A 24,190-nucleotide genomic window follows, 5' to 3' on the forward strand; every position below is an offset into this window, starting at 1 on the left:
ACGATGCCCGAGTTCGGATACTTCCTGTCGTGCGAGGAGCACAGCCCGGCGGAACTCGTCGAACAGGCCAGGATGGCCGAGCAGGCCGGCTTCGACTCCCTGTGGATCTCGGACCACTACCACCCGTGGAACGACCGTCAGGGGTCGAGTCCGTTCGTATGGACGGTGATCGGCGCCCTGTCACAGGCCGTCTCGCTGCCCGTCGAGACGGCGGTGACCTGCCCCCTCGTCCGCACGCATCCCGCCGTGATCGCCCAGGCCGCCGCCACCAGCGCGGCCCAGCTGGGCGGCCGCTTCCGGCTGGGGGTCGGTACCGGTGAGGCGCTCAACGAGCACATCCTGGGCACGCCCTGGCCGGAGGCGTCGGTGCGCCTGGAGATGCTGGAGGAGGCACTCCAGATCATCCGGCAGCTGTTCACCGGTGAGCAGACGAGCCACTACGGCAAGCACTACACGGTGGAGAACGCCCGCCTGTACACGCTGCCCGACGAGCCGGTGCCCATCGACGTCTCCGCCTTCGGCCCGCAGGCCGCCGAGGTCGCGGCACGCATCGGCGACGGCCTGATCACGATGATGCCCGACCCCGCCCTGATCGAGCGTTTCCGTCGCGGGGGCGGCGGCACCAAGCCGGTGTACGGCGGTCTGAAGGTGTGCTGGGGCACGGACCGGCAGGAGGCACTCCGTACGGCGCACCACCTGTGGGCCAACGAGCAACTGCCCGGCGAACTCCCGCAGATCCTGCCCACCCCGCGCCATTTCGAACAGGCGTCCGAGTTGGTCACCGAGGAGCAGGTGGCGGACTCCGTACCGTGCGGCGACGATCCCGACGCGCACATCGAGGCGCTGTCCGCGTTCGTCGACGCGGGGTTCGACACGGTCTACGTCAACCAGATCGGCAAGGACCAGCAGGGCTTCTTCGACTTCTACCGCACCAAGATCCTGCCGGAACTGCGCGGCTGACAGGCCGACAGGAGAGACACGGCAGACGGGTCCGAGAGCGACGGATGGGCGGCACAAGGCGTGCGTCAGACCGATGACGAAGACACCACGGGGGTCGCCCTCGTCGTGATCGACATGATCAACACCTACGAGCACGAGGACGCCGAGCTGCTCGTGCCGTCCGTCCGCCCGGTCGTGCCCGTCCTGGCGGAGCTGATCGGCCGGGCCCGCGAGGCGGATGTGCCGGTCGTCTACGCGAACGACAACTTCGGGCTGTGGCGCTCCCACCACGGAGAACTCGTGGAGGCCGCGCTGGCCCGGCCGCACGCCGACCTGGTCGAGCCGATCCGGCCCGACGACGAGTCCCTCTTCGTCGTGAAGGCCCGCCACTCCGTCTTCTACGAGACGCCGCTCGCCTATCTGCTGGGGCGGCTCGGCGTCGGACACGTGGTGCTGACCGGTCAGGTCACCGAGCAGTGCGTCCTCTACTCCGCCCTGGACGCGCACATCCGCCACCTGGAGGTCACCGTGCCCCGGGACGCCGTCGCCTCCATCCACGCCCATCTGGAGTCCGCCGCCCTGGAGATGATGGAGTGCAACATGGGTGCCCGGATCACGACGGCGAAGGAGATCGACTTCGCCCGCCCGTCCGTCAGCTGAGGCCGCGCCGTTCGCCCACCCGACGGGCGACCTCGCGGAGTTCGGTGTTGCCCTCCTGCGCGTAGCGGCGCAGGACGTCGAACGCCTCGTCCTCGGTGAACAGCGGGAAGCCCATCATGCTGCCCACGCCCAGGGCGTGCGGCCGTGGCGTGTAGGCGGGCCGGCGCGGCTGCTCCAGGGTGAGGTCGGCGATGCGGAACACCCGTTCCCGCTGCGCGGTGCGGGTCCCGGCGGCCCGAGGCGACGGCGTCGTCGGGGGTGTCAGTCCCGGACGAGCTGATCGGCCAGCCGGTGCGCCTGGGCCAGCAGCGTTCCGTACGTCACCAGCGCGTCCGGGTCGTCGGGCACGGCTCCCGGCAGCTGCCGGCGGAACGCGTCGAGGGTGCTGTGGAGCTCCGCGGCCGCCTCGCGCAGCCGCTCCGCGGCACGGTCGTCGGGGCCGTCCGGGGCGAACCGGGTGCGACCGTACAGCCGGACGGCGCGTGCCGTGTCGTGCAGGAAGTCCGCGTAGGCGCGGGTGATGTCGGCGGGCGGCCGGGCCTCCTCCCCGCTCTGCGCGATCTCCCACACGGTCCGGGTCACCTCCACGGTGTGGACGGCGACATGGTCGAGCACGACCAGGGCGTCCTCGTACGCCTTGCCGCGTGAGGAAACGGGCTGTGTCCGGCGGCCCCGCGGGTTGCCGCGCATGCTCTCCCGGCTCCAGCCGATGGCCGACCGTGCCTGGCCGACCAGCCGCCCGAGCCGCAGCGCCCGCTCGTGCCGGCTCGCGGCCGCCGACCCGTCCCACTCGCCGTCGACCAGACCGTCGGCCACCGCGTCCAGGATCTCCCGCGCCTCACGGGCCGCGTCCTCCAGCGCCGAGCGGGCATCACGCAGGTACACCGGGGGCCGGATCAGCGCGTTGACGGCCACACCGACCACCGCGCCGAAAACCGCCTCCCCGATGCGGGCGGCCGACGCGGCGACGCTCACCTGGCCGCCGGTCAGCACGAACAGCGCGCCGGTGGCGCCGTAGACGCCCTGACTGCCCAGGCGCCGCCACTGCCCCAGCAACAGCACCGCCGGCAGGACCAGGGCCATCGCGGCCATCGTGCTGCCCAGCAGCAGGGCCCCGGCGGTGGCCACCGCCGTGCCGACGGCGATCGCGGCGAGCTGCTGGAGGCCGTGCGCGACGGACCGGTACACCGTCGATTCCACCAGCACGACCGCGACCCACGGCGCCACGAAGGCCATCGGGGCCTTCAGCCACCAGCCCACGACCGCCCACACCAGCCAGGCGGCCAGCGCCGCCTTGCCCGCCTGCACCGCCAGGTCCCGCTCACGGCCCGGGCCCTCCGCCGCCCGCCGCACCGCGGCCGCGGCGGAGCCCGCCCAGCGCCGTACGGACCATGTCGCCCTACGCGTCCACTCCATGGCACAGCGGGTTCCACACCAGGGACGAGACGCACCCGCCTGCGCCGACTTCCCTCATCGCCTCGTCAGGATCCGGACGGCGAGATTCCACGGCGAGCAGCCCCTCATCCCGGGTGGCCTGCGCGACCTGCGCGAGCATCGCCCTGTCGGGGGTCACGGTGAGGTCGGCGTCCCGGTCCCGGGCGGTTTCGCCCAGCAGGCGGACGTGCGTGCGGGACCAGTCCTCCCCGGCTTCAGGTACGTGTCCACGCGCGTGGGCCACCGCTCGTGCCGTCCGCAGGGGGTACGGCTGCCCCAGGGGTGGGCGATCCGGTCCATCGGGCCGTCCACGGGCGCGGACCGGTCAGAGGGTGGAGCCGGGGTTCCCGGGCCGGATGCGTCCCCGCCAGGCGCCCGTCTCGCCGCCGCGCTGCTCGATGTACTCCTTGAAGCGGTGCAGGTCTCCCTTGACCCGGCGGTCGATCATGCCGAGCATGTCCGCGCCCTTCTCGGCCATGCCGGTGGGCTCGACGTCCATGGTGAGCTCGACCCGGGTGTGGCTGTCGTCGATGCGCTCGAAGCGGACCGATCCGCGCTGCCGGGACTCGCCGTCGACGACCCGCCAGGTGATCCGGTCGTCCGCCAGCTGGTCGACGATCTCGGTGTCGAACTCGCGCCGCACGCCGCCGATCTTGGTGGTCCAGTGGTTGTGCCGCTCGTCGAGCTGGCGCACCTCCTCGACGCCCTCCATGAAGTTCGGGAACTCCTCGAACTGCGTCCACTGGTTGTAGGCCGTGTGGACGGGGACCTCGACGTCCACCGCTTCCTTCACCGTGCTCATCGTTCCTCCTCGCTGACGGTTCCGTTCGGTCGTTCGGCCGGCGCGTCCGGCCGTTCGGCCGAGCGCGTCCGGCCGTGGTGCCCGGCCGTTCGTGCCCGGCCGTTCCGTTCGCAGGACGCCGGGTACCCGGATGCCGGGGAATGAAGACCAACATATGAGGGCGTATCGCGGCGTATCCCGTCCCAGCGCGGGCACTCGGCCGCCATGAACGCCGAGACAGGAACCCAGGGCTCCTACTGGCTGGAGACCGCGCCGCCCGGTACCCCCGCCCCGCCGCCGTCCGGTGACCTCACCGTCGACGTCGCCGTGATCGGCGGCGGCATCGCCGGCCTGAGCACCGCCTGGGAGCTGGTCCGGCAGGGCCGCGAGGTGGCGGTGCTGGAGGCCGACCGGGTCGCCGCCGGGGTCACCGGGCACACGACGGCCAAACTCACCGCCCAGCACACCCTGATCTACGACCATCTGCGGCGCACCCGCGGCCCCGAGGGCGCCGCCCTGTACGCGCGCTCGCAGAGCGAGGCGATCCGGCACGCCGCCGGGATCGTCGACGAACTCGGCGTCGACTGCGCCTGGGAGGAGGCGGCGGCCTACACCTACGCCGAGGACGCGCGGCACGTCGACGAGTTGCGGGCGGAGGCCGAGGCCGCCCGGGAGGCGGGGCTGCCGGCCGAGTTCGTGACCGAGACCGGGCTGCCCTTCCCGGTCGCCGGCGCGGTCCGGGTGAGCGGACAGGCGCAGTTCCATCCCCGCAAGTACCTGCTGGCGCTCACCGAGGACCTGCGCCGGCGCGGCGGCACGGTGTACGAGGGAACGCGGGTCGTCGGACTCACCGAGGGCGAGCCCTGCGTGCTGCGCACCGACGCCGGTGTGTCGATCCGCGCCCGCGAGGTCGTGGTCGCCACGCACTACCCCGTGTTCGACCGGGCGCTGCTGTTCACCCGGCTCAGCTCACGCCGTGAACTCGTCGTCGCCGCGCCCATCGACGAGGACCGCGCCCCGCGCGACATGTACATCACGCCGGAACGGTCCACCCGCTCCGTGCGCACCGCCCCGTACCGCGACGGCAAACGCCTGCTGATCGTCACCGGGGAGCACTTCACGCCCGGTACCGCCGACGCCGAGGAGAGGTTCGCCCGGCTGTGCGCCTGGGCCGACGAGCACTTCGCCGGGCTCACCTTCACGCACCGCTGGGCCACCCAGGACAACGACTCCACCGACTCCGTGCCGCTGGTCGGTCCGCTCCACCCCGGCAGCCGGCACACCTACGTGGCCACCGGCTTCGGGGGCTGGGGTATGAGCGGCGGCATCATGGCGGGCCGTCTGCTCGCCGACCTGGTCAACGGTCGCGAGCCGGAGTGGAGCGGCCTCTACGACCCGCGCCGCCTGACGTCCGTGCTCCGCGAGGGGGGCGCGTTCCTGAAACACCAGGCCCAGGTGGCGCGGCACTTCGTCGGCGACCGGCTGCCGGCCGTGACGGCCCCCGCGCCGGACGACATCCCCCCGGGCCACGGCGCCGTGCTGCGCCTGGGCGGACGGCAGTACGCGGTCCACCGGGACGAGAGCGGCTCGCTCCAGGTGCTCTCGGCGCGCTGCACCCACCTCGGCTGCATCGTCTCCTTCAACCACGGCGAACAGGCCTGGGAGTGCCCGTGCCACGGCTCCCGCTTCGCCCCGGACGGCCGGATCCTCCAGGGCCCGGCCACCCACCCCCTGGAGAAGCGGGAGCTTCCGGAGTAATCGCACCGCCCGGCGCCGCGCTTTCCCGTTCACCGCACGTTCATCGTCCGTACTAACGGCGTTCAGAGACGCCCTTCATCGGCCTTTCATCTCTTACCTGTTTCTTACAGGGCAGTGACTGATCGCCGACCATCCGAAGGGACGTCATGACTGGCTGGTTGAAGCGCCGTCGCCCCGGCGACGGCGGCCCGGGCCGCGACGAGGCTCCCGTGCGGCCCGGCGGCCCGCCGCCGCACCTGGCGGACGAAGAGGCGCTGCGGGTGGCCAGCAGACTCCACGCGTTCAACCGCTACGAGCTCAAGTATCTGGTGCCGGTGGAGCAGGCCGCGCGGATCCGGGACGAACTGGGCGAGCGGATGGACGGCGACCCGCACAGCCCCGTCGGCGGCTACGGCGTGTGGAGCCTGTACTACGACACCCCTCAACTCCGGTTCTACTGGGAGAAGATCGAGGGTCTGAAGTTCCGCCGCAAGCTGCGCATCCGCCACTACGGAGACCTGGACGGGGTCACCGACGACTCCCCGGTCTGTGTGGAGATCAAGCAGCGGGTCAACCGGGTCACCCAGAAGCGCCGTATCACCCTGTCCTACGCCACCGCCCGGAAGCTGTGCGACGAGCGGGAGATGATCGAGCACTCGGCGAAGGAGAACGCCTTCGTCAACGAGGTCCTCGAACTGGTGGTCAGGCTCAACCTCCAGCCCACCGCCGTCACCGGCTACCAGCGTGAGGCGCTGGTGGGCCGCGACCAGGACACCGGCCTGCGTGTCACGTTCGACCGCCGCATCCGCGGCCGCGACCGCGACTTCCACTTCGGCACACCGAACGCCCAGAACCGGTTCACCGTCCCGCCGCACCTGTCGGTGATGGAGGTGAAGGTCAACGAGCGCACCCCGTACTGGATCACCGACCTGGCGGCCCGGCGCAATCTGAGCCTCGTCCGAGTCTCCAAGTACGTCCAGAGCATCGAGGCGTTCGGACTGGCCCCCCGGTCCGTCTTCCACGTCCGGGAGGAAGACCTCCCGCCGGCGCGCGCCGCCGTCCCCCTCATCCCCACGCCCGCGTCCCCCACGACGCGACGCCCCACGGAGGCATCCCACTCGTGAATCTCAACGTTCAGGACCTGAGCGGCACGTTCAGCGTCACCGACATCGTGCTCGCCATGACCCTGTCCTTCGTGCTCTCCGCGATGATCGGCTACGTCTACCGGGCCACGCACAAGAACGTCTCCTACAGCCAGTCCTATGTGCAGACGCTGGTCATCGTCGGCATGATCGTCGCGCTGATCATGCTGGTCGTCGGCTCCAACCTGGCCCGTGCCTTCTCCCTGGTCGGAGCACTGTCGGTGGTCCGCTTCCGCAACGCGGTCAAGGAGACCAGGGACGTCGGCTTCATCTTCCTGGCGATGGCCGTCGGCATGGCGTGCGGTGCCCGTTTCTACACGCTGGCCGCGGTCGGCGGCACCGTGATCGCCCTGATCATCCTGGCGATGAGCAAGTTCGACTGGTTCGCCCTCAACGTCCAGCGTCAGGTCGTCAAGGTCCAGGTCCCGGCGGGCGAGGACCACACCCACGCGATCCAGGACGTCCTGCTGCGCCACACCGACGAGTTCGAGCTGGTGAGCACGGAGTCGATCCGCGGCGGCACCCTGACCGAGGTGTTCTACACGGTCCGCATCAAGAAGGGCCATGAGCCGGGTGAGCTGGTCGCGGCGCTCCAGGAGCGCGCCATGGGGCAGCGCGTGACCGTGCTGACCGGTTACGACCAGACGGATCTCTGATGACCGCCCCCCGCAAGCGGCTGGTGCACCGCATCCCGTTGCGGCTCCGCCACCACTGGAAGCCGGCCGGCTTCCTCGCCGTGGGGCTCTCGGTTCTGCTGATCTTCTTCGGGGACGTACGCGTCACCCCCTTCGTCACCAGTGCCTCCACGGCGGACGGGGACGAGATCACGGACAACGTCACGGGGGCGGTCGACCTGTTCGACGACTCACGGACGCATGCGATCCAACTCGAGTACAGCGAGACCGACTTCGCGGACATGATGGAGAAGTACCAGGACGAGGGCGAGAAGGAGTACATCAAGGCCGACCTCACCGTCGACGGCGTGTACCTGAACGACGTCGGCATCCGCCTCAAGGGCAACTCCACGCTCCAGAGCCTGCGCGGCGGCGGCACGGGAGGCGGCGGCCAGGGCGGCCCCGCGGGCCGGAACGGCGGCGACCAGACCGGGGGGCAGACCGGCGGGCAGACCGGCGGTGAGCAGCAGCAGGCTCCGCAGGGCGGCGGCATGGCGGCAGGTGGCGGTGGAGGCGGCGGCATGACGCAGTTCAGCCTCTCCGCCTCCAAGCCCGAGGAACTGCCCTGGCTCATCAGCATCGACGAGTACGTCGAGGGCCGCGCCTACGAGGGCCACCGCGAGCTCTCGCTGCGCCCCGGCGTCGACGACGCCCTGCCGCTCAACGAGGCCCTGTCGCTGTCCCTGATGAAGAAGTCCGGTCAGGCGGCCGAGAAGTTCGCCTTCACCGCGGTGAAGGTCAACAGCCGTCCGGTCGCGACCCGGCTCATGGTCGAGAACCCGAGCAAGGACTACGCCGACGCGGAGCTCGGCAGCACGGGCGTGGCGTACAAGGCCCGGGCGGGCAGCAGCTTCGACTACGTGGGGGACGACCCCACCGACTACGAGGAGTCCTTCAAGCAGCTCAACCTCAAGGGCAGCCAGGACCTCTCGCCGGTGATGAAGCTGCTCAAGTGGGTGAACCAGGCGTCGGACGAGGAGTTCGCCGAGAACCTCGACGAGTACGTCGACGTGGACTCCTTCTCGGAGTACGTGGCGACCCAGAACCTGGTCATGAACTTCGACGACATGGCCGGACCGGGCAAGAACTACGTGCTCTGGTACGACCTCGGCACCGAGAAGTTCTCCGTCCTCGGCTGGGACTTCAACCTGACCTTCAGCGGCACCGCCACCACCGGGCCCGACGACAGTACGAGCATGGGCGGCGGAGGTGGCGGCGGCGGTATGCCGGGTGTCACCACGCAGGACGGAGCGGCGGGCGCCGCGTCCGACACACCGGCCGGGATGCCGTCCGGGATGCCGCAGGCCCCGGGGAACGGTGGGCAGGACACCCGGCAGGGCGGCGACGGGGACACGGCCGAGGCCGGCGGGCCGGGCGGTGGCGGAGGGGGCGGCATGGGCGGCAACCTCCTCAAGGAGCGGTTCCTGGCGGCGGACGCCTTCGACGACGCGTATCACGCGGCCTACAAGAAGCTGTACCAGGAGTTCTTCGCCTCGGGGTACGCGCTCGACGCCCTCGACTCCCTCGCCGCGCAGGCGAAGCGGGCGGGCGCCGACGCGTCCGGGGTCGCCGCCACCGCGAAGTCGCTGGGCGCGACGGTCACCTCCCGGACCGTGAGTCTCGCGAAGAACGAGGTGATCACCGGCTGACGGCAGCCCGTGGCCTGGAGGGCCACACATGCGAGCGGCGCGCCCGGGCCTTGGAGGCCGGGCGCGCCGCCTGTCGCGCGCCGGTGTACCGAGTCAGGTGCTCATCGGCTCACCGGGGTGTGGGTCGGTCAGTGGCGGTCGCCGCGGTGGTCACGGTCGTGGTTGCCGCCGTGGTTACGGTCGTGGCCGCCGTCGTGGTGACGGTTGCGGCCCCAGGACTCGTCGTCGACGAAGCGGCCGTGGTCGTTGCGCAGGGTGGCGGTGTCGGAGCGGTTGTCCCACACCTCCCGGTTGCGGTCCTGGAAGAGGTCGCGGCGGGTGTCGCGGCCCTCACCGGTGTGGACGCGGACCGTGGAGCGGCCCTCCAGGCGGTAGTGGTGGAAGGTGTAGGTGCGGCCGTCCTCGTTCTTGAGGGTCCAGCCGTCGAGGTTGATCGTGTGGCGCGTGGTGTTGGTGAGTTCCACCCACTCCCTGTTCAGCGAGCTCCGGGAGCGGTCGTCACGTCCCGGGGCGTCGTACTGGACCGCGCTGATCCGTACCTCCGGGAGGTGGGGACGAGCGTGGTCGGACGCGGACGCCGGCAGTGCCATCGCGCCGACCAGGGCGCCGGCCGTGAGGGCGGCGGCGGTCAGACGACGGGCGGTGACAGAAGCGGAAGTGGACAAAGAGTTCCCCTGGGATGTGCGGGCACCTTCCCCACAGCGGCCTTCGCGGACGCCGTGGGGGTTGGTGCGATGTGCGGGTGCGGTCGGCTGGCCGCAGACACACTCTGTCCACGGAGTGCGGGAGATGGGTAGGAAACGTGGCGTGTGTTACCTGTTGTCCATATCTCTGTGACTCTCGGCTGCAACGTCCATTTAAGTGAATAAGTACCAAAGTTGACGTTCCGACAGCGTGTGACCCCATGGGGGAGTTGGCCTCCGACGTCCGAACGCCACGTCACGCCACCCCACCCGAAAACGAGCCGTCACCCGAAAGTGAGTAACGGCCGTCCCCGCCGCCGCCGTCGCCCTCTCGGCGCGTCAACGACCGGACCCGACGGGGAGTGGTGGCGTTTCGGCCGTATGGCACCCGGCCGTTTCCGGCGGAAGGGCACCCGGCTCGATGCCGGCTAGAGGTAGTCCTCGAGGCGGGCGACCGTGAAGCCCTGTTCCCGGATGTGCCGCAGCAGGTTGGCCGTCATCTCGGTCATGGTCGTGCCCTTGAGTTCGGACGGCCCTCGGAAGTGCGCCAGCACGATGTCCCCGGGGTGCAGCTTCTTGTCGCCGCGCTGGTACTGCATGTTCTTGATCTGCATGGACTCGCGCCACAGGACGATCGCCTCGACGCCACAGGACGCGGCGGCGGCCCGGGTGTCCTCGTTCCAGTTGCCGTAGGGCGGACGGAACAGCCGTGGCAGGGTGCCGTATCGATTCTTCAGCTTGGTCTGCTGGCCGCAGATCTCCTGCTTCTGCGCGGCCGCGCCCAGGGTGCGAAGGTTCGGGTGGGTCAGCGTGTGGTTCTGGACGCCGCCGCCGAGGGCCTGGAGTCCGCCGAAGTAGCCGTAGTCGGCGCTGATGGCGGAGTCCGTGAGGAACATCGTGAAGGGGACCTTCAACTCCCGCATCATCGTCACGAACTCCGGGTCCTTCTCCGCCCCGTCGTCGAAGGTGAGAAAGACGACCTTCTGCTGGGTGGGTATCTCGCTGATCACCGGCACCCGGCCGCCGGCGGCCGGCAGCGCGATCGGCTTGGCGTTCGGCGGGGCGGGCGGGGCGGCCAGCGGCTCGAGGCCCCACTTCGCGTAGGCGGCCTCGACGCCCGCACGGGCGCCCGCCTCGCCGCGCGGCGACGGGGTGGGGGATGCGGAGTGGGACGGTGCGGCCGGACGGCGGGACTCCGCCGGGGACTTTGCCGTGCAGCCCGTCGCGACACCCGTCGCGAGAAGGACGCAGGCCAGCGCCGCCCCTCTGATCCGCCTGTCCATCGCGTGCACCCCATGTCGTCCGTACGCCCCGAGCTGTCCACTGCTTGATGTCGAACGGACGTCCGAGGTTCCGCACGGAGCGGACCGGGCCCGTGTCCGCCCGGCGCGGGCGGAGCGGGATGATGGCCGGTATGCGCATCCGCATCGACGCCGTCGACCTGCCCGGCCGTACCGGACCGGCCTCCGCCGACGGCAGGGTCCCCGCCTACGGCAACCTGCACGTCGCCGTGCAGCGCCGCGACCGTCCGGCCGAACTGCTCGCGCCGCAGCCCGGCGACGCGCCGTCCGCGACCTGGACCCTGGAGTGCACGACGAGCGCCTCGGCGACCGGCACCGAGGTCCGGGGGCCTTACGTCCAGGACCGCCTGGGCAGGCGGTTCGTCTATCTGTCGTGGGGCACGGTCGACGAGTCCGGTGTCTTCACGATGTTCCGCCGCGCCAAGCTCATGCTCGACGCCGTCCCCGCCGACGTGCTCGCCGCCGCCGCACGGGACGGGCTGCTGGTCGGACGTCTCGGCCTGACCGACGCACAGGGCGGCCCCCTCTGCGCACGCGTCGAGCCTCCGCGCATCTCGTGGAGCGCAGAACGCGCCGACTAGAGCGGCTTGGCTACGCTTGGCATCAAGCGCCTATTGCGGGGCAATGGCGGACAAATGTCCTAAGGAACCGAAGATGGGTCTCGGTGCCGGCCTTCCGGCCGTGAAACGCAGGTCCCTCACCCGCGTGTCCGTGGCGGTCGCGGTCGCCGCCGGTCTCGTCCTGACCGGCGCCTGCGGCGGAGGTGACGGCGACGGCGAGGGTGACGGCGACCTCACCGTCGGAGTGCTGCTGCCGGGGGGCGGGTCCTCACGCTTCGGGCAGTTCGACAAGCCGCTGCTCGAACAGCAGCTGGAGCGGCTCTGCCCGGACTGCCCGGCACCGACCGTCGCCGCCACGTCCGACCCGGCCGTCCAGCGGCAGCAGATCGAGTCCATGATCACCCGGCAGGTGGACGTCCTGATCCTCGCCGCCGTCGACCCCCAGCTGCTGCGCCCGTCGGTCGAGGCCGCGCACCGGGCGGGCATCCCGATCGTCGCCTACGACCGGCTCGCCGAGGGACCGATCTCCGGGTACGTCACCTTCGACGGCGCGACGGTCGGCAGGCTCCAGGGCGAGGCGCTCCTGACGGCCATGGGCGCCGACGCGCGCGGCGAGCAGATCGTCATGATGAACGGCGCCACGACCGACCCCAACGCCGGCTGGTTCAAGCGCGGCGCGCTCGCCGCCCTCGACGGCAAGGTCGACGTCGGCAAGTCCTACGACACCGTCGGCTGGCGCCCGGAGAACGCCTTCGCCAACATGACGAACGCCATCGCCGCCCTGGGCGCGGGCGCCATCGACGGCGTACTGGCCGCCAACGACAGCCTCGCCGGCGCCGTGGTCGCGGCCCTCAACGCCGCCGAGGTCAGGCCGCTGCCCCCGATCACCGGCCAGGACGCCGACCTCGCGGGCGTGCGGCGCATCGTCCGGGGCGACCAGTACATGACCGTCTACAAGCCGTACGAGCCCGCGGCCGCCGCCGCCGCGAAGATGGCCGTCGCTTTGGGACGCGGCGAGTCGGTGGGCTCCCTCGCCACGGGCACCGTCGACAACGCCACCACCGAGGACATCCCGGCGGTCCTGCTCCCGTCGGTCCCGGTGACCGTCGGCACCATCAAGGACACTCTGGTCAAGGACGGTATGTACACGATCGACCAGATATGCACCCCTGCGCTCAGGTCCGCCTGCGACAAGGCCGGACTCACCCGATGAGTTTTCCCCGAGGCGGAAGGAGGTGGTCCCGTGCCGGGTCAGCCCCTGCTGGCGTTGCGCGGCGTCTCCAAGCGGTTCGCCGCCGTCCAGGCACTGGCGGACGTCGAGCTGGAGATCAGGGCCGGGGAGGTCGTCGCCCTGATGGGTGACAACGCCGCCGGCAAGTCCACCCTGGTCAAGGTGATCTCGGGGGTGGGTCCCGCCGACAAGGGTGTCATCGAGTGGCAGGGCAGCGCCGTCCAGATCAGGCGTCCCCAGGACGCCCAGGTACTGGGGATCGCGACCGTCTACCAGGACCTCGCGATGTGCGGCAACCTCGATGTCGTCGCCAACCTCTTCCTCGGCCGGGAGATCCACCGGCTCGGCATCCTCGACGAGGTGGAGATGGAGCGCCGCACCCGCGAGCTGCTCACGACCCTGTCCATCCGCATCCCCGACGTGCGCGTACCGCTCGCCACGCTGTCCGGCGGCCAGCGACAGGTCGTCGCGATCACCCGCTCGTTCCTCGGCGAGCCCCGGCTCGTGCTGCTCGACGAACCCACCGCCTCCCTGGGCATCGAGCAGACCAGCCAGCTCCTCGACCTCATCGAGGAGCTGCGCGACCGGGGCCTCGGAGTGCTCCTGATCAGCCACAACATGGGGGACATCAAGGCCGTCGCCGACCGGGTCGCCGTCCTGCGCCTCGGCCGCAACAACGGCTTCTTCGACGTGACCACCACCTCGCAGGAACAGATCATCTCCTCCATCACCGGTGCGTCGGACAACGCCGTGGCGCACCGCACGAGTCGCCCGGAGGAAGCATGGCCCTGAGGGGGAGGAGGAACCGGAACCACACCCCCGACGCCACCCCGGCCGCGGCCGAAGCCACTCCGGCCCCCGAGAACGCGCCCGAAACCGACCCGGAGGACGACGGTCGCCGGGGGCACACCGGACGCCTCGGGACGTACGCCGGACGTCTGGGTGACTACGCCGGACGTCTCAAGGCGCCTGCCGGACCGCTCGGCGCCCCCGCCGACGCGATGCGCCGCAGGCTGCGCGAGGGCGGGCTCGGGCCCGTCCCGGTCCTGCTCGCCCTCGCCGTGACCTGCGTCGTCTTCCAGGCCCTCAACGACCACTTCCTCTCGCCGCGCAACCTGTCCGTCCTCAGCGTGGACATCGTCGGCACCGGCATGGTCGCCGTCGGCATCGTGTTCGTCCTGCTGATCGGCGAGATCGACCTGTCGGTGGGCTCGCTCGCCGGCCTGGCGGGAGCCGTGTTCGCGGCGCTGAACGTGAACCTCGGGATGCCGGAGTGGCTCGCCGTGCTCGTCGCGGTGCTGTGCGGCGCGGCCGCCGGGGCCGTGCACGGCTTCTCCTTCGCCAGGATCGGCGTACCCGCGTTCGTCGTGACCCTCGCCGGACTGCTGGTCTGGAACGGCGTGTCGCTCTACCTGCTGGGCCCCGACAGCTCCATCAACTTCAGCGAGGACGGCCTGGTCGCCTCGCTGACCAGCCGCTACTTCGACTCCGCCGTCGTCGTCCTCGGGCTGCCGGCCCTCTGCACGGCCGCCTACCTCCTCGTCTCCCTCCACGACCGCAGGCGCCGTGCCGCCGCCGGCATGCCCTGCCGTCCGAAGGGCGCGATCTGGGCGCGTACGGCCCTGCTCGCGCTGGTCGCGTTCTCGGTCGTCCATGTGCTGAGCCGGTTCGAGGGACTCCCGCTGGCGCTCCTGATCCTCCTGGCGGTCATCGTCGTCTCGGACCTCCTGCTGCGCCGCACGCCCTACGGCCGGCAGTTCCTCGCGCTGGGCGGCGGGGCGGAGGCGGCCCGGCGGTCCGGTGTCGACGTGGCGCGCGTGCGGATCTCGGTGTTCATGGTGTCGGGCACGCTGGCCGCGGTCGGCGGCCTGTTCATCGTGTCGCGGCTCACCTCGGCGAGCCAGATCTCCGGCTCCGGCGTGCTGCTGATCAACGCCATTGCCGCCGCCGTGATCGGCGGCACCAGTCTGTTCGGCGGACGCGGCTCGACCTGGTCGGCGCTGCTGGGGGTGCTCATCATCCAGTCCATCGGCTCGGGCATGGCACTGCTGGGTGTCGAACCCCCGGCCCAGTTCATGATCACGGGTGGGGTGCTGTTCATCGCGGTGGTCGTCGACTCGCTGACCCGGCGCTCCGCGGAGTCGCGCGGACGGGTCTGAGAGACACCGCCGCCGAGAGGCGCCCGGTACCGAGAGGACGCCCGGCACCGAGAAAGATCGGTGGAGTTTCGAAACATTCGAAGACGGCGAGACCGAGTATTTGATCTTGCCTTTGCCGATCTTGGTCCGGTGAATTACCCATTCGAGTCGGCACAGCCTATGAGCAGCAAAGACAACACCCCACACCCCTTTCGTCCGCTTCGAATGTTTCGAAGCAACAACCGAAAGTATTGACAGTTGTCGTGCCCCGGCCAACACTGGCGCCGTCATCGGCCGCAAGAGGACGAGGAGGAAGCACGCACATGAGAACCGCACCCGCACAGCGACTCAGGCTGCTCATCAGCGGTGTCTGCACCATGCTGCTGGTCGCCGTGGCCGCGCTCACCCTGCCCGGCACGGCGCACGCCGACACGGTCGTCACCACGAACCAGACCGGCACGAACAACGGCTACTACTACTCGTTCTGGACCGACTCGCAGGGCACGGTCTCCATGAACCTGGGCTCCGGCGGCACCTACGGCACGTCGTGGAGCAACACCGGGAACTTCGTCGCCGGCAAGGGCTGGAGCAACGGCGGGCGCCGGAGCGTCACCTACTCGGGCACCTTCAACCCGTCCGGCAACGCCTACCTGGCCCTCTACGGCTGGACGTCGAACCCGCTCGTCGAGTACTACATCGTCGACAACTGGGGCACCTACCGGCCCACGGGCACGTACAAGGGCACCGTCACCAGCGACGGCGGCACGTACGACATCTACAAGACGACCCGGGTCAACGCCCCGTCCGTCGAGGGCACACGCACCTTCGACCAGTACTGGAGCGTCCGGCAGTCGAAGCGGACGGGCGGCACCATCACCACCGGCAACCACTTCGACGCCTGGGCCCGCGCCGGAATGCCCCTGGGCAGTTTCAGCTACTACATGATCCTCGCCACCGAGGGATACCAGAGCAGCGGCAACTCGAACATCACGGTGGACGGCACCGGTTCGGGCGGCGGTACCGGCGGAGGCGGCAGCGGCGGCTGCGCCGCGACCCTGTCCGCGGGCACGCAGTGGAGCGACCGGTACAACCTCAACGTCGCGGTCACCGGCTCCGCCAACTGGACCGTGACGATGAACGTCCCCTCCCCGGCGAAGGTCCTCTCCACCTGGAACACCACCGCCACCTACCCCAGCGCCCAGGTACTCACCGCCAAGCCCAACGGCAGCGGCAACACCTTCGGCGTCACCATCCAGCCCAACGGCAACTGGACCTGGCCGACGGTCTCCTGCACCGCGAGCTGACCCCCGCACCCCGCCCCAGGCTGGAGGACCCTCCCCATGAGCACCACCCCGAGCACCGGACCACGTCTCTCCTTACGCGGTCTGGTCACCAGGCTGGCCGTCGTCGCGACGGCCGCCGCGTGCACCCTCACCGTCCAGGCCGCCGCCCCGGCCCAGGCCGCCACCTGCAACGGGTACGTCGGGCTCACCTTCGACGACGGCCCGGGCGGCACCACGACAGCCCTGCTCAACGCCCTCACGCAGAACGGGCTGCGGGCCACGATGTTCAACCAGGGCCAGTACGCCGCCGCCAACCCCTCCCTGGTCCGGGCCCAGGTGAACGCCGGTATGTGGGTCGGCAACCACAGCTACACCCACCCGCATCTGACCCAGCTCGGCCAGTCGCAGATCGACTCCGAGATCTCCCGGACCCAGCAGGCCGTCGCCGCCGCGGGCGGCGGCACCCCGGTGCTGTTCCGCCCGCCGTACGGCGAGACCAACGCGACCGTGAAGGCGGTCGAGGCCAAGTACGGACTGACCGAGATCATCTGGGACGTCGACTCGCAGGACTGGAACAACGCGAGCACCGACGCGATCGTGCAGGCCGCCGGCCGGCTCACCAACGGCCAGGTCATCCTCATGCACGACTGGCCCGCCAACACCCTCGCCGCGATCCCGCGCATCGCGCAGGGCCTGTCCGCGCGCGGCCTGTGCGCCGGCCGGATCTCCGCGCAGACCGGCCGGGCCGTGGCCCCCGACGACAGCGGTGGTGGTGGCGGCACGGGCGGCTGCACCGCCACCCTGTCCGCCGGCACGCAGTGGAGCGACCGGTACAACCTCAACGTCGCGGTCACCGGCTCCGCCAACTGGACCGTGACGATGAACGTCCCCTCCCCCGAGAAGATCATCGCCACCTGGAACACCACCGCCACCTACCCCAGCGCCCAGGTACTCACCGCCAAGCCCAACGGCAGCGGCAACACCTTCGGCGTCACGATCCAGACCAACGGCTCCTGGACCTGGCCGACGGTCTCCTGCACCGCGAGCTGACCCCGCGTTCCCGCGACACCGCACCCGTGGCGCGGCGACCCGCGGTCGCCGCGCCACATCAGGGCCCGACGACGCCCGTGAGGCATTATCTGTGGTCGCGAAGTGAGAAATGGACGGAACGCGCGATGAGTATTTCTCGGCCGACCGACGGAGCGTAATTAACGGTCACGCACCGTCGATCGCGGCATGCTACTGTCTTTAGCAGTTGCAGTTGTGGTCTCCAGAAGGTTCTTTCCGACGGGGTGATCATCACGGCGACCGGGATCCGCACAGGGTGGATTCCGAACACCGTTTCCCGAAGGAGATTCAAAATGGCTGCTGGTACCGTGAAGTGGTTCAACGCGGAAAAGGGCTTCGGCTTCATCGAGCAGGACGGCGGCGGCCCCGACGTCTTCGCCCACTACTCGAACATCGCCGCCCAGGGCTTCCGCGAGCTGCAGGAAGGCCAGAAGGTGAACTTCGACATCGCCCAGGGCCAGAAGGGCCCGACGGCCGAGAACATCGTTCCCGCCTGATGCTCCCGCAGACGCGGACACAATAGTTTCGCAGCTGGGGCCCGCACCTTGGGGTGCGGGCCCCAGCTCGCTGCATTCCCGCGGGTAAAACCCGCGACGCATTCTTCGCCGTCGACCTGATTCGACGGCATCGCCTTTGGCCCGTTCTCGCGATTCTCAGCGCCGCCCTGTGCCGCGGGAATTCCTTGATACGCGCCGACGCATCAAGGAAGGTTCCTATGAACCACGCACGCCCGCACGCCCGCAGGAACGACCGCTACACGGATCACCGCTCCCGGCCCGACCGCTCCGGCGCCCCGCGCCGCGGCAACGACGGCGGCGGACGCCGACGGATCTCGCCCCAGGGCGAGTTCGCGCCGCCGAAGACGATCACCCCCGCACTGCCCGCCGTCGAGGCGTTCGCCGAACTGGACATGCCGGACCGGCTGCTGGCCGCACTGGGTCAGGCGGGCGTGGCCATACCGTTCCCGATCCAGGCGGCGACCCTGCCGAACTCGCTCGCGGGACGCGACGTACTCGGCCGCGGCCGCACCGGCTCGGGCAAGACCCTCGCCTTCGGCCTCCCGGTCCTGGCCCGTACGGCGGGCCGGCGCGCCGAGCCGCGACAGCCGCTCGCGCTCGTCCTCGTTCCCACCCGTGAACTCGCCCAGCAGGTCACCGACGCGCTCACGCCGTACGCCCGCTCCGTGGGGCTGCGCATGGCGACCGTGGTCGGCGGGATGTCGATCGGCAGGCAGGCCGGCGCGCTGCGCAACGGCGCGGAGGTCGTCGTGGCCACGCCGGGGCGGCTCAAGGACCTGATCGACCGGGGCGCCTGCCGACTGGACGCCGTCGACATCACGGTCCTCGACGAGGCCGACCAGATGGCCGACATGGGCTTCATGCCCCAGGTCACCGCGCTGCTCGACCAGGTGCGGGCGGACGGCCAGCGAATGCTGTTCTCCGCCACCCTCGACCGCAACGTGGACCTGCTGGTCCGCCGCTACCTGGTCGACCCGGTGGTCCACTCCGTCGACCCGGTCGCGGGCGCCGTCACCACGATGGAACACCACGTCCTCCACGTGCACGGCACGGACAAGCAGCAGACGACGACCGAGATCGCCGCCCGGGACGGCCGGGTGATCATGTTCCTGGACACCAAGCACGCGGTGGACCAGCTGACCAGGCACCTGCTGCACAACGGCGTCCGCGCCGCGTCCCTGCACGGCGGCAAGTCCCAGCCGCAGCGCACCCGGACCCTGGCCCAGTTCAAGGACGGCCACGTCACCGTGCTGGTGGCGACCAACGTCGCGGCCCGCGGCATCCACGTCGACAACCTCGACATGGTCGTCAACGTGGATCCGCCGAGCGACCCCAAGGACTATCTGCACCGCGGCGGCCGTACCGCACGGGCCGGCGAGTCCGGCAGCGTCGTGACCCTGGTCACCCCCGACCAGCGGCGCGGCATGAGCCGGCTGATGTCCTCGGCCGGCATCACCCCGCAGATCACCCAGGTCCGCTCGGGCGAGGCGGAGCTGAGCCGCGTCACGGGTGCCCGCCTGCCGTCCGGTGTGCCGGTCGTCATCACCGCGCCGGTCGCGGCCACGCCCCGCCGCCGCACCTCGTCGTCGGCGTCCTCGTCCTCCGCGTCCCGGTCTTCCTCGTACCGTGGCCGCCGCGGCCGTTCGGGCAGCCGGCCCGCCGTCAACCCGGCCGCCTGAGGCCGGACGTACGGCTGAACGGCTCACTCATTCTTCGCAGGAGGCACCACATGCGCTGTGTCATCGCCCGGTACCCGTTCGACTTCACCAAGGACGGCGTCGTGGCCTCGATGAAGGGCATCACACCCGAGCCCGTCACGGGTGAGTCCGTGACCATCGGCCGCCGCCGCTACCCGGTCAAGCAGGTGGGGGAGATCATCACCCGCCAGGACCGCCGCGACTTCACCGGCGGCGAGGTCGTCCGGGCCATGGTCCGCCTCGGCTTCACCTGCCACGAGCACCCCGACACGCCCGTACAGGGCCTGACGCCGCTCCAGAGCGCTTCGGCGATGCTCGGCGTCCCCGGGACGTACGAGGCCTGACGGGCCGAAGACCCGAGAAGCACTGTGAGGGCCCCGCCGACACACGTCGGCGGGGCCCTCACCGCGTGGTGCGACCCGAAGAGGGATCTGACCTCCCGGAGATGCGAAATCTATCCTTGCCACAGTAGACATTGGCATACGGCTTGGGTAACGTTTCTCGTGTACGCACGACCAGGCAGTGGTCGGTTCAGAGGAAGGAAGGAAACACATACGCCATCAGGATCGCCCGGCCCGAGGAAGCTTCCGGGTCCGGGTACCGCAAGGCCATGGATTGGAAGGTGGTCCCCGGTCACGCAGTCGCGATCCACGCGCCCCCGCCCCTACGACGGGCCCGGGTAGCGAAAACAGAAGGTCGGCACAGCAGGACAGTCGACCGATGGTGTTGAATTTCCCTCGGGGCCCTGGTGCCGTACGGCACCAGGGCCCCTCGACGCGTTGCACTAACGAGGTGAAATGACAGCGGATACCCCGCTCGGTGGTCGTCTGGAAGACGACGACTATCCCGCGTACACGATGGGCCGGGCAGCAGAGATGCTCGGCACCACTCCCGGCTTCCTCCGAGCCATCGGCGAGGCCCGGCTGATCACGCCCCTCCGCTCGGAGGGCGGACATCGCCGGTACTCCCGCTACCAGCTACGGATCGCCGCCCGCGCCCGCGAGCTCGTCGACAAGGGCACTCCGATCGAGGCCGCGTGCCGCATCGTCATCCTCGAGGACCAGCTCGAGGAAGCCCAGCGCATCAACGCCGAGTACCGCCGCCACGCCGCGAACGGGACGTCCGACAGCTCCGGCTGAGCCTCAGAGCGTCGGGTCCGGGTGCTCGCCGCGGCGCAGGGCGCGGGCACACCAGCCGATCACCGTGGCGTTGACCAGCGCGCCGAACACGACGGCGACGAAGAACGTCGCGGCACCGTCCGGCAGCGCGAGGAAGACGAAGGAGGCCGGGGCGGTGGCGAGCAGCGGGACGACGCCCCCCATGGACTCGTCCGAGGCGTCGCCGACGGTCACGGCGGTCGCCCACACCAGCAGGCCCGCGCAGAGCGCCAGGTAGACACGGGCGAAGACGTCACCGAGGGCGTGGCCCAGAAAGTGACGCAGCCGGTGACCCGGGCGTCGGGGAAAGGTTCGGCCGGATCCGGTATCGGTCACGGGGTGGACTCCTCGGTTGCGGTGATCGTCACGATGGTCGGGCGCGTGGGGCGGTCGGGGTCGTGGGGCGGCCGGGGGCGTGGCGTCCCGGTGCGGTGCCTGCCGTCAGCGGTGACCGCCCGGCGGGTTCGGACGGGCGAGGCCGAGGTCGTACGCGAGGATCGTCGCCTGGACGCGGTCGCGCAGACCCAGCTTGCGCAGGAGCGCGTTCACATGGGATTTGACGGTCCCGACGGTGATCCCGAGCTCCTCGGCGACCTCCGCGTTGGTGAGTCCCGTCGCGATCAGCGTCAGCACGTACCGTTCGCGGGCGGTCAGACCGTCCAGCTCGCGGAAGCCGCCTCCCGGCCGTTGCCCGGGGCCCGCTCCTGACGCGTAGTGGCCGATGAGCCGGCGGGTCGCGGAAGGAGCGAGCACGCTCTCGCCTGCCGCCACCACCCGGATGCCGTGGAGCAGCTCGGCGGGATGCACGTCCTTGAGCAGGAAACCGGAGGCGCCCGCGCGCAGCGCGTCGAAGACGTACGCGTCGAGGTCGAAGGTGGTCAGCACCAGGACCCGGGGCGCGTTCTCCCGGCCCGTGATGATCCGGGTGGCGGCGATGCCGTCCAGTTCGGGCATCCGGACGTCCATCAGGACCACGTCGGGTGCCAGCTCCTCGGCGAGGCGCACCGCGGCGACGCCGTCGGCGGCCTCGCCGACGACCGTCAGATCCTCCTCGGCGTCGATCACCGCGGCGAACCCCGCCCGTACGATGCCCTGGTCGTCCACGACCAGCACGCTGAGGCTCATCGCTCCCCCTCCTCGTCGCCCCGCTGCGGAACCGGCGCCAGCGGCAGCCGGAGAGCGACCGTGTCCGGCCGTCCGGTGATCAGTGTGCCGCCGAGCGCCGCGACCCGCGCCGCCAGCCGTTCCCGTACGGCGGGGCGCGCGGCGCGCGGCACACCGGTGGCCACGAGGGTCAACGTGGCGCCGTCCGCGTCGAGTTCGAGCACCGCGGGCTCCTCGCCGCCGGCCGCAAGCACCGTCTCGGCGGCATGGTAGGCGGCCAGGTCGACCACCGTGGGCAGCCGCTCCGGCACCCGGTCGGACAGCCGTATCTCGACCTCGCGGCCGGTGGCCCGGCACTGGCGGGCGAGCAGGTCGAGCGCCTGGAGGGTGGGTTGTGGCCGCAGTTCGGGGGCGGTCCGCCCCTGCCGGACCGTGTCGAGCAGGGCGCGCATCGCGGCCAGGGCCTCCCGGGCGCGTTCGGCGGTCGCGTCGAGCCGGCCCGCCTCCGCCTCCGCGACCATGTCGGCGGTACGCGCCAGCACGGTGGTCTCCAGTCCGGCCGCGATCCGACGGCGTTCGGCCCACGCGTCCCGGACGGCCTCCTCGGTCCAGGCGGCGAGACGTTCGTCCCGGGCACCCCGGACGGCCCGGGCGCGCCGCCCCCTCAGAGCCCCGCCCCGACACGCCGCACCGAGCGCCAGGGACACCCCGGCCGTGGCCCACCCGACCACCGCCCAGGGAGGGACCGCCGTCCCCCTGCCCAGCACGGCGGCCAGTACCGCCGCCGTGTGCACGACCACGGCCACCAGGGGAAACAACCAGAGCCGGGCCACGTGACGATGCTCCCCCGCGGCGTGGGAAGCCCCGCCCGCCGGGGACACACCGGGGCCGGACCGGGACGCGTCCACCGCGAGCGCCGCGCAGGTGGCGAGGATGCTCAGGGCGGGTGGCAGGGCGACCGGACCGGTGTAGTCGCCTTCCGCCATCGCCACCGGCCAGAGCGCGGCCAGCCCGAGCAGGACGCCCCGGGCGGTGCGCGGCGCCCGGCGCAGCCACAGCAGCGCGACCGCCTGTGCCGCCGCCAGCAGGGCGAAGAGCACACCGGCGGACACCCGCGTGCCGTTCGACGTGGGCTGCGCGTGGACGACCAGGGCGGGCAACAGCGGCTGGACGACCAGGCCGGCGGCGGCCGCCAGCCGGGCGGGCCGGTGGTTGCGCGGTACGGCCCGCTCGGCCGGGGCGGCCGTCCGGCCGGGCAGGACGGCACGCACCTCCCAGCCACCGTCCGGCGTCGGGCCGCTGGTCAGCCTGCCACCCGCCTCCCGGGCCCTGGAGCGCAGGAAACCCTGGCCGCGGCCACCGCCCAGGTCCGCCCCGTGCGCCGCCGAACCGGCCGGCGGCGCCGCGCTCGTGACCACGACCTCCGTGCGGGTGTCGCCGTACCGGCACCGCAGGGTCGTGTGCGCTCCAGGGGCGTGCCGTGCCACGTTGGTCAGCGCCTCGCGCACGATGCCGAACACGGCGTCCGCGACCACGCCGTCCGGCAGGGCGTCGATCTCGCAGTCCACCGGCCGGCCCAGTCGGCCGAACCCCTCCACCAGAGCGCGCAACCGCTCCTCGGGTGAGGGCAGTTCCTCCCGGGCGGGCGTCGGCGCTCGCACCGCGCCGAGTGCCCGGCTGACCTCCCGGCCGGTCCCGGCGGCGAACTCCAGTGCCTCGTAGGTGAGTTCGGGGCGGCTGTCGCGCAGCCCGAGCGCCGCACCCGCCGTGACCACGACGGCCGTCAGATGGTGGGCGCTGACGTCGTGCAACTCCCGTTCCATGCGGCGGCGTTCAGCCTCCGGCAGCCGGTGGCGTTCGGCCTCGGCCCGCTTCAGCGTCCGTTCGGCCGCACGGCGTGCGCGTCGGGTCCGCCGCACCAGCAGGCCGGCGCCGCACGCGGCCGCGTACAGCAGCGCGGTCAGGACGAGGTCGAGTCCGTCGCGGTCGCTCAACCCGTGCAGGCTGATGTTCTGGAGCAGTTGCCAGGCGGCGAGCGACGACCCGCACAGCACGGCGGTGAAGGTGTCGCGTTCGGTCGCCACGGTGAACAGGGCCAGCGCGACCCCGGCCGTGCCGAGTACCGCCATCGCCCCGACGGGCAGCGGCCCCGCGCCCAGCGCGCAGGCCGCGGCGACCACGACGAGGGCCGTGACCGGGCGGCTGCGCCGCAGGGCGAGTGCCGCCGTGACCGGACCGGCCACCAGGGCCGCCACCAACAGGGCGGACGCGGGCGGAAGGACCCCGCGCACCAGCTCCGCGCCCGGCCACACGGTGGCCTGGGCGCAGATCAGCAGGACCGGGAGCAGCCGGTCGTCGGTTCGGTTCATGGCCGGTCCAGGCTAGGCCGCGGGTGGGCGGGCCCCCCTCCCGCTGAAGGCGGATTTCGTTCTCT

General features: G+C 71.3%; 25 protein-coding genes. 16 read left to right on the forward strand and 9 right to left on the reverse strand.

Features of this window, described 5'->3' with window-relative positions; translation table 11 throughout:
* Positions 1–3: 3 nt before the first annotated feature.
* Entirely contained in the window at positions 4–960 is a 957-nt protein-coding gene (locus OG440_RS17470) for an LLM class F420-dependent oxidoreductase (RefSeq protein ID WP_406007753.1), read from the forward strand.
* Between the two features lie 60 nt (positions 961–1,020).
* On the forward strand, positions 1,021–1,599 hold the full coding sequence (locus tag OG440_RS17475; RefSeq protein WP_406007754.1) for a cysteine hydrolase family protein: 579 nt from the start codon (positions 1,021–1,023) through the stop codon (positions 1,597–1,599).
* Here the strand turns inward: OG440_RS17475 and OG440_RS17480 are convergent.
* From OG440_RS17480 to OG440_RS17495, 4 genes are all read right to left on the reverse strand, one after another.
* Positions 1,592–1,801, reverse strand: a complete 210-nt coding sequence (locus OG440_RS17480; protein WP_406007755.1) for an ANTAR domain-containing protein — start codon at positions 1,799–1,801, stop codon at positions 1,592–1,594. The two genes, OG440_RS17475 and OG440_RS17480, sit on opposite strands and share 8 nt — an antisense overlap.
* 59 nt (positions 1,802–1,860) lie before the next feature.
* Positions 1,861–3,015, reverse strand: a complete 1,155-nt coding sequence (locus OG440_RS17485; protein WP_406007756.1) for an aromatic acid exporter family protein — start codon at positions 3,013–3,015, stop codon at positions 1,861–1,863.
* Positions 2,999–3,277: a hypothetical protein gene (locus tag OG440_RS17490; RefSeq protein WP_406007757.1), complete on the reverse strand. Its 279-nt coding sequence runs from the start codon at positions 3,275–3,277 to the stop codon at positions 2,999–3,001. Before OG440_RS17490 ends, OG440_RS17485 begins: the two co-directional genes overlap by 17 nt.
* A gap of 81 nt (positions 3,278–3,358) precedes the next feature.
* The gene (locus tag OG440_RS17495) at positions 3,359–3,835 is read right to left on the reverse strand and encodes an SRPBCC family protein (protein WP_406007758.1); all 477 of its coding nucleotides are present in this window, start codon (positions 3,833–3,835) and stop codon (positions 3,359–3,361) included.
* A gap of 204 nt (positions 3,836–4,039) precedes the next feature.
* On the opposite strand from OG440_RS17495, the gene OG440_RS17500 reads away from it, so the two are divergent.
* The 4 genes from OG440_RS17500 (at position 4,040) to OG440_RS17515 (ending at position 9,016) form a co-directional block, all read left to right on the forward strand.
* Positions 4,040–5,572 carry an FAD-dependent oxidoreductase gene (locus OG440_RS17500; RefSeq protein ID WP_406007759.1) on the forward strand — a complete coding sequence of 511 codons (1,533 nt, stop codon included), beginning with the start codon at positions 4,040–4,042 and terminating at the stop codon, positions 5,570–5,572.
* Between the two features lie 260 nt (positions 5,573–5,832).
* Complete coding sequence (locus tag OG440_RS17505) at positions 5,833–6,675, forward strand: polyphosphate polymerase domain-containing protein (RefSeq protein WP_406011380.1); 843 nt, start codon at positions 5,833–5,835, stop codon at positions 6,673–6,675.
* A gap of 56 nt (positions 6,676–6,731) precedes the next feature.
* Positions 6,732–7,349, forward strand: a complete 618-nt coding sequence (locus OG440_RS17510) for a DUF4956 domain-containing protein (RefSeq protein WP_372481728.1) — start codon at positions 6,732–6,734, stop codon at positions 7,347–7,349.
* Positions 7,349–9,016: a CotH kinase family protein gene (locus tag OG440_RS17515; RefSeq protein ID WP_406007760.1), complete on the forward strand. Its 1,668-nt coding sequence runs from the start codon at positions 7,349–7,351 to the stop codon at positions 9,014–9,016. The genes OG440_RS17510 and OG440_RS17515 overlap by 1 nt, the downstream gene beginning before the upstream one ends.
* 128 nt (positions 9,017–9,144) lie before the next feature.
* Here the strand turns inward: OG440_RS17515 and OG440_RS17520 are convergent, their stop codons facing one another.
* Positions 9,145–9,681: a lamin tail domain-containing protein gene (locus tag OG440_RS17520; RefSeq protein ID WP_406007761.1), complete on the reverse strand. Its 537-nt coding sequence runs from the start codon at positions 9,679–9,681 to the stop codon at positions 9,145–9,147.
* A 446-nt stretch (positions 9,682–10,127) separates the two neighbouring features.
* Entirely contained in the window at positions 10,128–10,982 is an 855-nt protein-coding gene (locus tag OG440_RS17525; protein WP_406007762.1) for a polysaccharide deacetylase family protein, read from the reverse strand.
* A gap of 131 nt (positions 10,983–11,113) precedes the next feature.
* Here OG440_RS17525 and OG440_RS17530 point away from each other — a divergent pair, with 131 nt between their 5' ends.
* The 10 genes from OG440_RS17530 (at position 11,114) to OG440_RS17575 (ending at position 20,634) form a co-directional block, all read left to right on the forward strand.
* A complete protein-coding gene (locus tag OG440_RS17530; RefSeq protein WP_406007763.1) occupies positions 11,114–11,581 on the forward strand; it encodes a DUF5990 family protein in 468 nt (155 codons plus the stop codon).
* Between the two features lie 73 nt (positions 11,582–11,654).
* A complete protein-coding gene (locus tag OG440_RS17535) occupies positions 11,655–12,773 on the forward strand; it encodes a sugar ABC transporter substrate-binding protein (protein ID WP_406007764.1) in 1,119 nt (372 codons plus the stop codon).
* Between the two features lie 30 nt (positions 12,774–12,803).
* Entirely contained in the window at positions 12,804–13,583 is a 780-nt protein-coding gene (locus tag OG440_RS17540; RefSeq protein WP_406007765.1) for an ATP-binding cassette domain-containing protein, read from the forward strand.
* Complete coding sequence (locus OG440_RS17545; protein ID WP_406007766.1) at positions 13,574–14,950, forward strand: sugar ABC transporter permease; 1,377 nt, start codon at positions 13,574–13,576, stop codon at positions 14,948–14,950. The genes OG440_RS17540 and OG440_RS17545 overlap by 10 nt, the downstream gene beginning before the upstream one ends.
* A gap of 302 nt (positions 14,951–15,252) precedes the next feature.
* On the forward strand, positions 15,253–16,233 hold the full coding sequence (locus OG440_RS17550; protein ID WP_406007767.1) for a glycoside hydrolase family 11 protein: 981 nt from the start codon (positions 15,253–15,255) through the stop codon (positions 16,231–16,233).
* Between the two features lie 36 nt (positions 16,234–16,269).
* Positions 16,270–17,262, forward strand: a complete 993-nt coding sequence (locus OG440_RS17555; protein ID WP_406007768.1) for a polysaccharide deacetylase family protein — start codon at positions 16,270–16,272, stop codon at positions 17,260–17,262.
* Positions 17,263–17,573: 311 nt separating this feature from the next.
* Positions 17,574–17,777, forward strand: coding sequence for a cold-shock protein (locus tag OG440_RS17560; RefSeq protein ID WP_031141049.1), 204 nt, complete (start codon positions 17,574–17,576; stop codon positions 17,775–17,777).
* Positions 17,778–17,995: 218 nt separating this feature from the next.
* Positions 17,996–19,477, forward strand: a complete 1,482-nt coding sequence (locus OG440_RS17565; RefSeq protein ID WP_406007769.1) for a DEAD/DEAH box helicase — start codon at positions 17,996–17,998, stop codon at positions 19,475–19,477.
* Positions 19,478–19,527: 50 nt separating this feature from the next.
* Entirely contained in the window at positions 19,528–19,839 is a 312-nt protein-coding gene (locus OG440_RS17570) for an SCO5918 family protein (RefSeq protein WP_406007770.1), read from the forward strand.
* A gap of 453 nt (positions 19,840–20,292) precedes the next feature.
* Positions 20,293–20,634 (forward strand): MerR family transcriptional regulator, encoded by a 342-nt coding sequence (locus tag OG440_RS17575; protein ID WP_406007771.1) that lies wholly within the window; start codon positions 20,293–20,295, stop codon positions 20,632–20,634.
* A gap of 3 nt (positions 20,635–20,637) precedes the next feature.
* On the opposite strand, the gene OG440_RS17580 is transcribed toward OG440_RS17575, so the two are convergent.
* The 3 genes from OG440_RS17580 to OG440_RS17590 all read right to left on the reverse strand — a co-directional run bounded on the left by OG440_RS17580 (position 20,638) and on the right by OG440_RS17590 (position 24,125).
* A complete protein-coding gene (locus OG440_RS17580; RefSeq protein WP_406007772.1) occupies positions 20,638–20,988 on the reverse strand; it encodes an SCO4225 family membrane protein in 351 nt (116 codons plus the stop codon).
* Between the two features lie 105 nt (positions 20,989–21,093).
* Positions 21,094–21,777, reverse strand: coding sequence for a response regulator (locus OG440_RS17585; protein ID WP_406007773.1), 684 nt, complete (start codon positions 21,775–21,777; stop codon positions 21,094–21,096).
* The gene (locus OG440_RS17590; RefSeq protein WP_406007774.1) at positions 21,774–24,125 is read right to left on the reverse strand and encodes a histidine kinase; all 2,352 of its coding nucleotides are present in this window, start codon (positions 24,123–24,125) and stop codon (positions 21,774–21,776) included. The genes OG440_RS17585 and OG440_RS17590 overlap by 4 nt, the downstream gene beginning before the upstream one ends.
* Positions 24,126–24,190 lie beyond the last annotated feature (65 nt).

Origin of the sequence: Streptomyces sp. NBC_00637, from assembly GCF_045161545.1 — a bacterium.
GTDB lineage: Bacteria > Actinomycetota > Actinomycetes > Streptomycetales > Streptomycetaceae > Streptomyces.

Excerpts from the sequence above, each read along its gene's own strand:
- OG440_RS17470 (WP_406007753.1), top strand. The coding sequence starts at position 4 with ATGCCCGAGTTCGGATACTTCCTGTCGTGCGAGGAGCACAGCCCGGCG.
- OG440_RS17485 (WP_406007756.1), bottom strand. The coding sequence starts at position 3,015 with ATGGAGTGGACGCGTAGGGCGACATGGTCCGTACGGCGCTGGGCGGGC.
- OG440_RS17495 (WP_406007758.1), bottom strand. The coding sequence starts at position 3,835 with ATGAGCACGGTGAAGGAAGCGGTGGACGTCGAGGTCCCCGTCCACACG.
- OG440_RS17500 (WP_406007759.1), top strand. The coding sequence starts at position 4,040 with ATGAACGCCGAGACAGGAACCCAGGGCTCCTACTGGCTGGAGACCGCG.
- OG440_RS17510 (WP_372481728.1), top strand. The coding sequence starts at position 6,732 with ATGACCCTGTCCTTCGTGCTCTCCGCGATGATCGGCTACGTCTACCGG.
- OG440_RS17515 (WP_406007760.1), top strand. The coding sequence starts at position 7,349 with ATGACCGCCCCCCGCAAGCGGCTGGTGCACCGCATCCCGTTGCGGCTC.
- OG440_RS17525 (WP_406007762.1), bottom strand. The coding sequence starts at position 10,982 with ATGGACAGGCGGATCAGAGGGGCGGCGCTGGCCTGCGTCCTTCTCGCG.
- OG440_RS17530 (WP_406007763.1), top strand. The coding sequence starts at position 11,114 with ATGCGCATCCGCATCGACGCCGTCGACCTGCCCGGCCGTACCGGACCG.
- OG440_RS17535 (WP_406007764.1), top strand. The coding sequence starts at position 11,655 with ATGGGTCTCGGTGCCGGCCTTCCGGCCGTGAAACGCAGGTCCCTCACC.
- OG440_RS17545 (WP_406007766.1), top strand. The coding sequence starts at position 13,574 with ATGGCCCTGAGGGGGAGGAGGAACCGGAACCACACCCCCGACGCCACC.
- OG440_RS17550 (WP_406007767.1), top strand. The coding sequence starts at position 15,253 with ATGAGAACCGCACCCGCACAGCGACTCAGGCTGCTCATCAGCGGTGTC.
- OG440_RS17555 (WP_406007768.1), top strand. The coding sequence starts at position 16,270 with ATGAGCACCACCCCGAGCACCGGACCACGTCTCTCCTTACGCGGTCTG.
- OG440_RS17560 (WP_031141049.1), top strand. The coding sequence starts at position 17,574 with ATGGCTGCTGGTACCGTGAAGTGGTTCAACGCGGAAAAGGGCTTCGGC.
- OG440_RS17565 (WP_406007769.1), top strand. The coding sequence starts at position 17,996 with ATGAACCACGCACGCCCGCACGCCCGCAGGAACGACCGCTACACGGAT.
- OG440_RS17570 (WP_406007770.1), top strand. The coding sequence starts at position 19,528 with ATGCGCTGTGTCATCGCCCGGTACCCGTTCGACTTCACCAAGGACGGC.
- OG440_RS17575 (WP_406007771.1), top strand. The coding sequence starts at position 20,293 with ATGACAGCGGATACCCCGCTCGGTGGTCGTCTGGAAGACGACGACTAT.
- OG440_RS17585 (WP_406007773.1), bottom strand. The coding sequence starts at position 21,777 with ATGAGCCTCAGCGTGCTGGTCGTGGACGACCAGGGCATCGTACGGGCG.
- OG440_RS17590 (WP_406007774.1), bottom strand. The coding sequence starts at position 24,125 with ATGAACCGAACCGACGACCGGCTGCTCCCGGTCCTGCTGATCTGCGCC.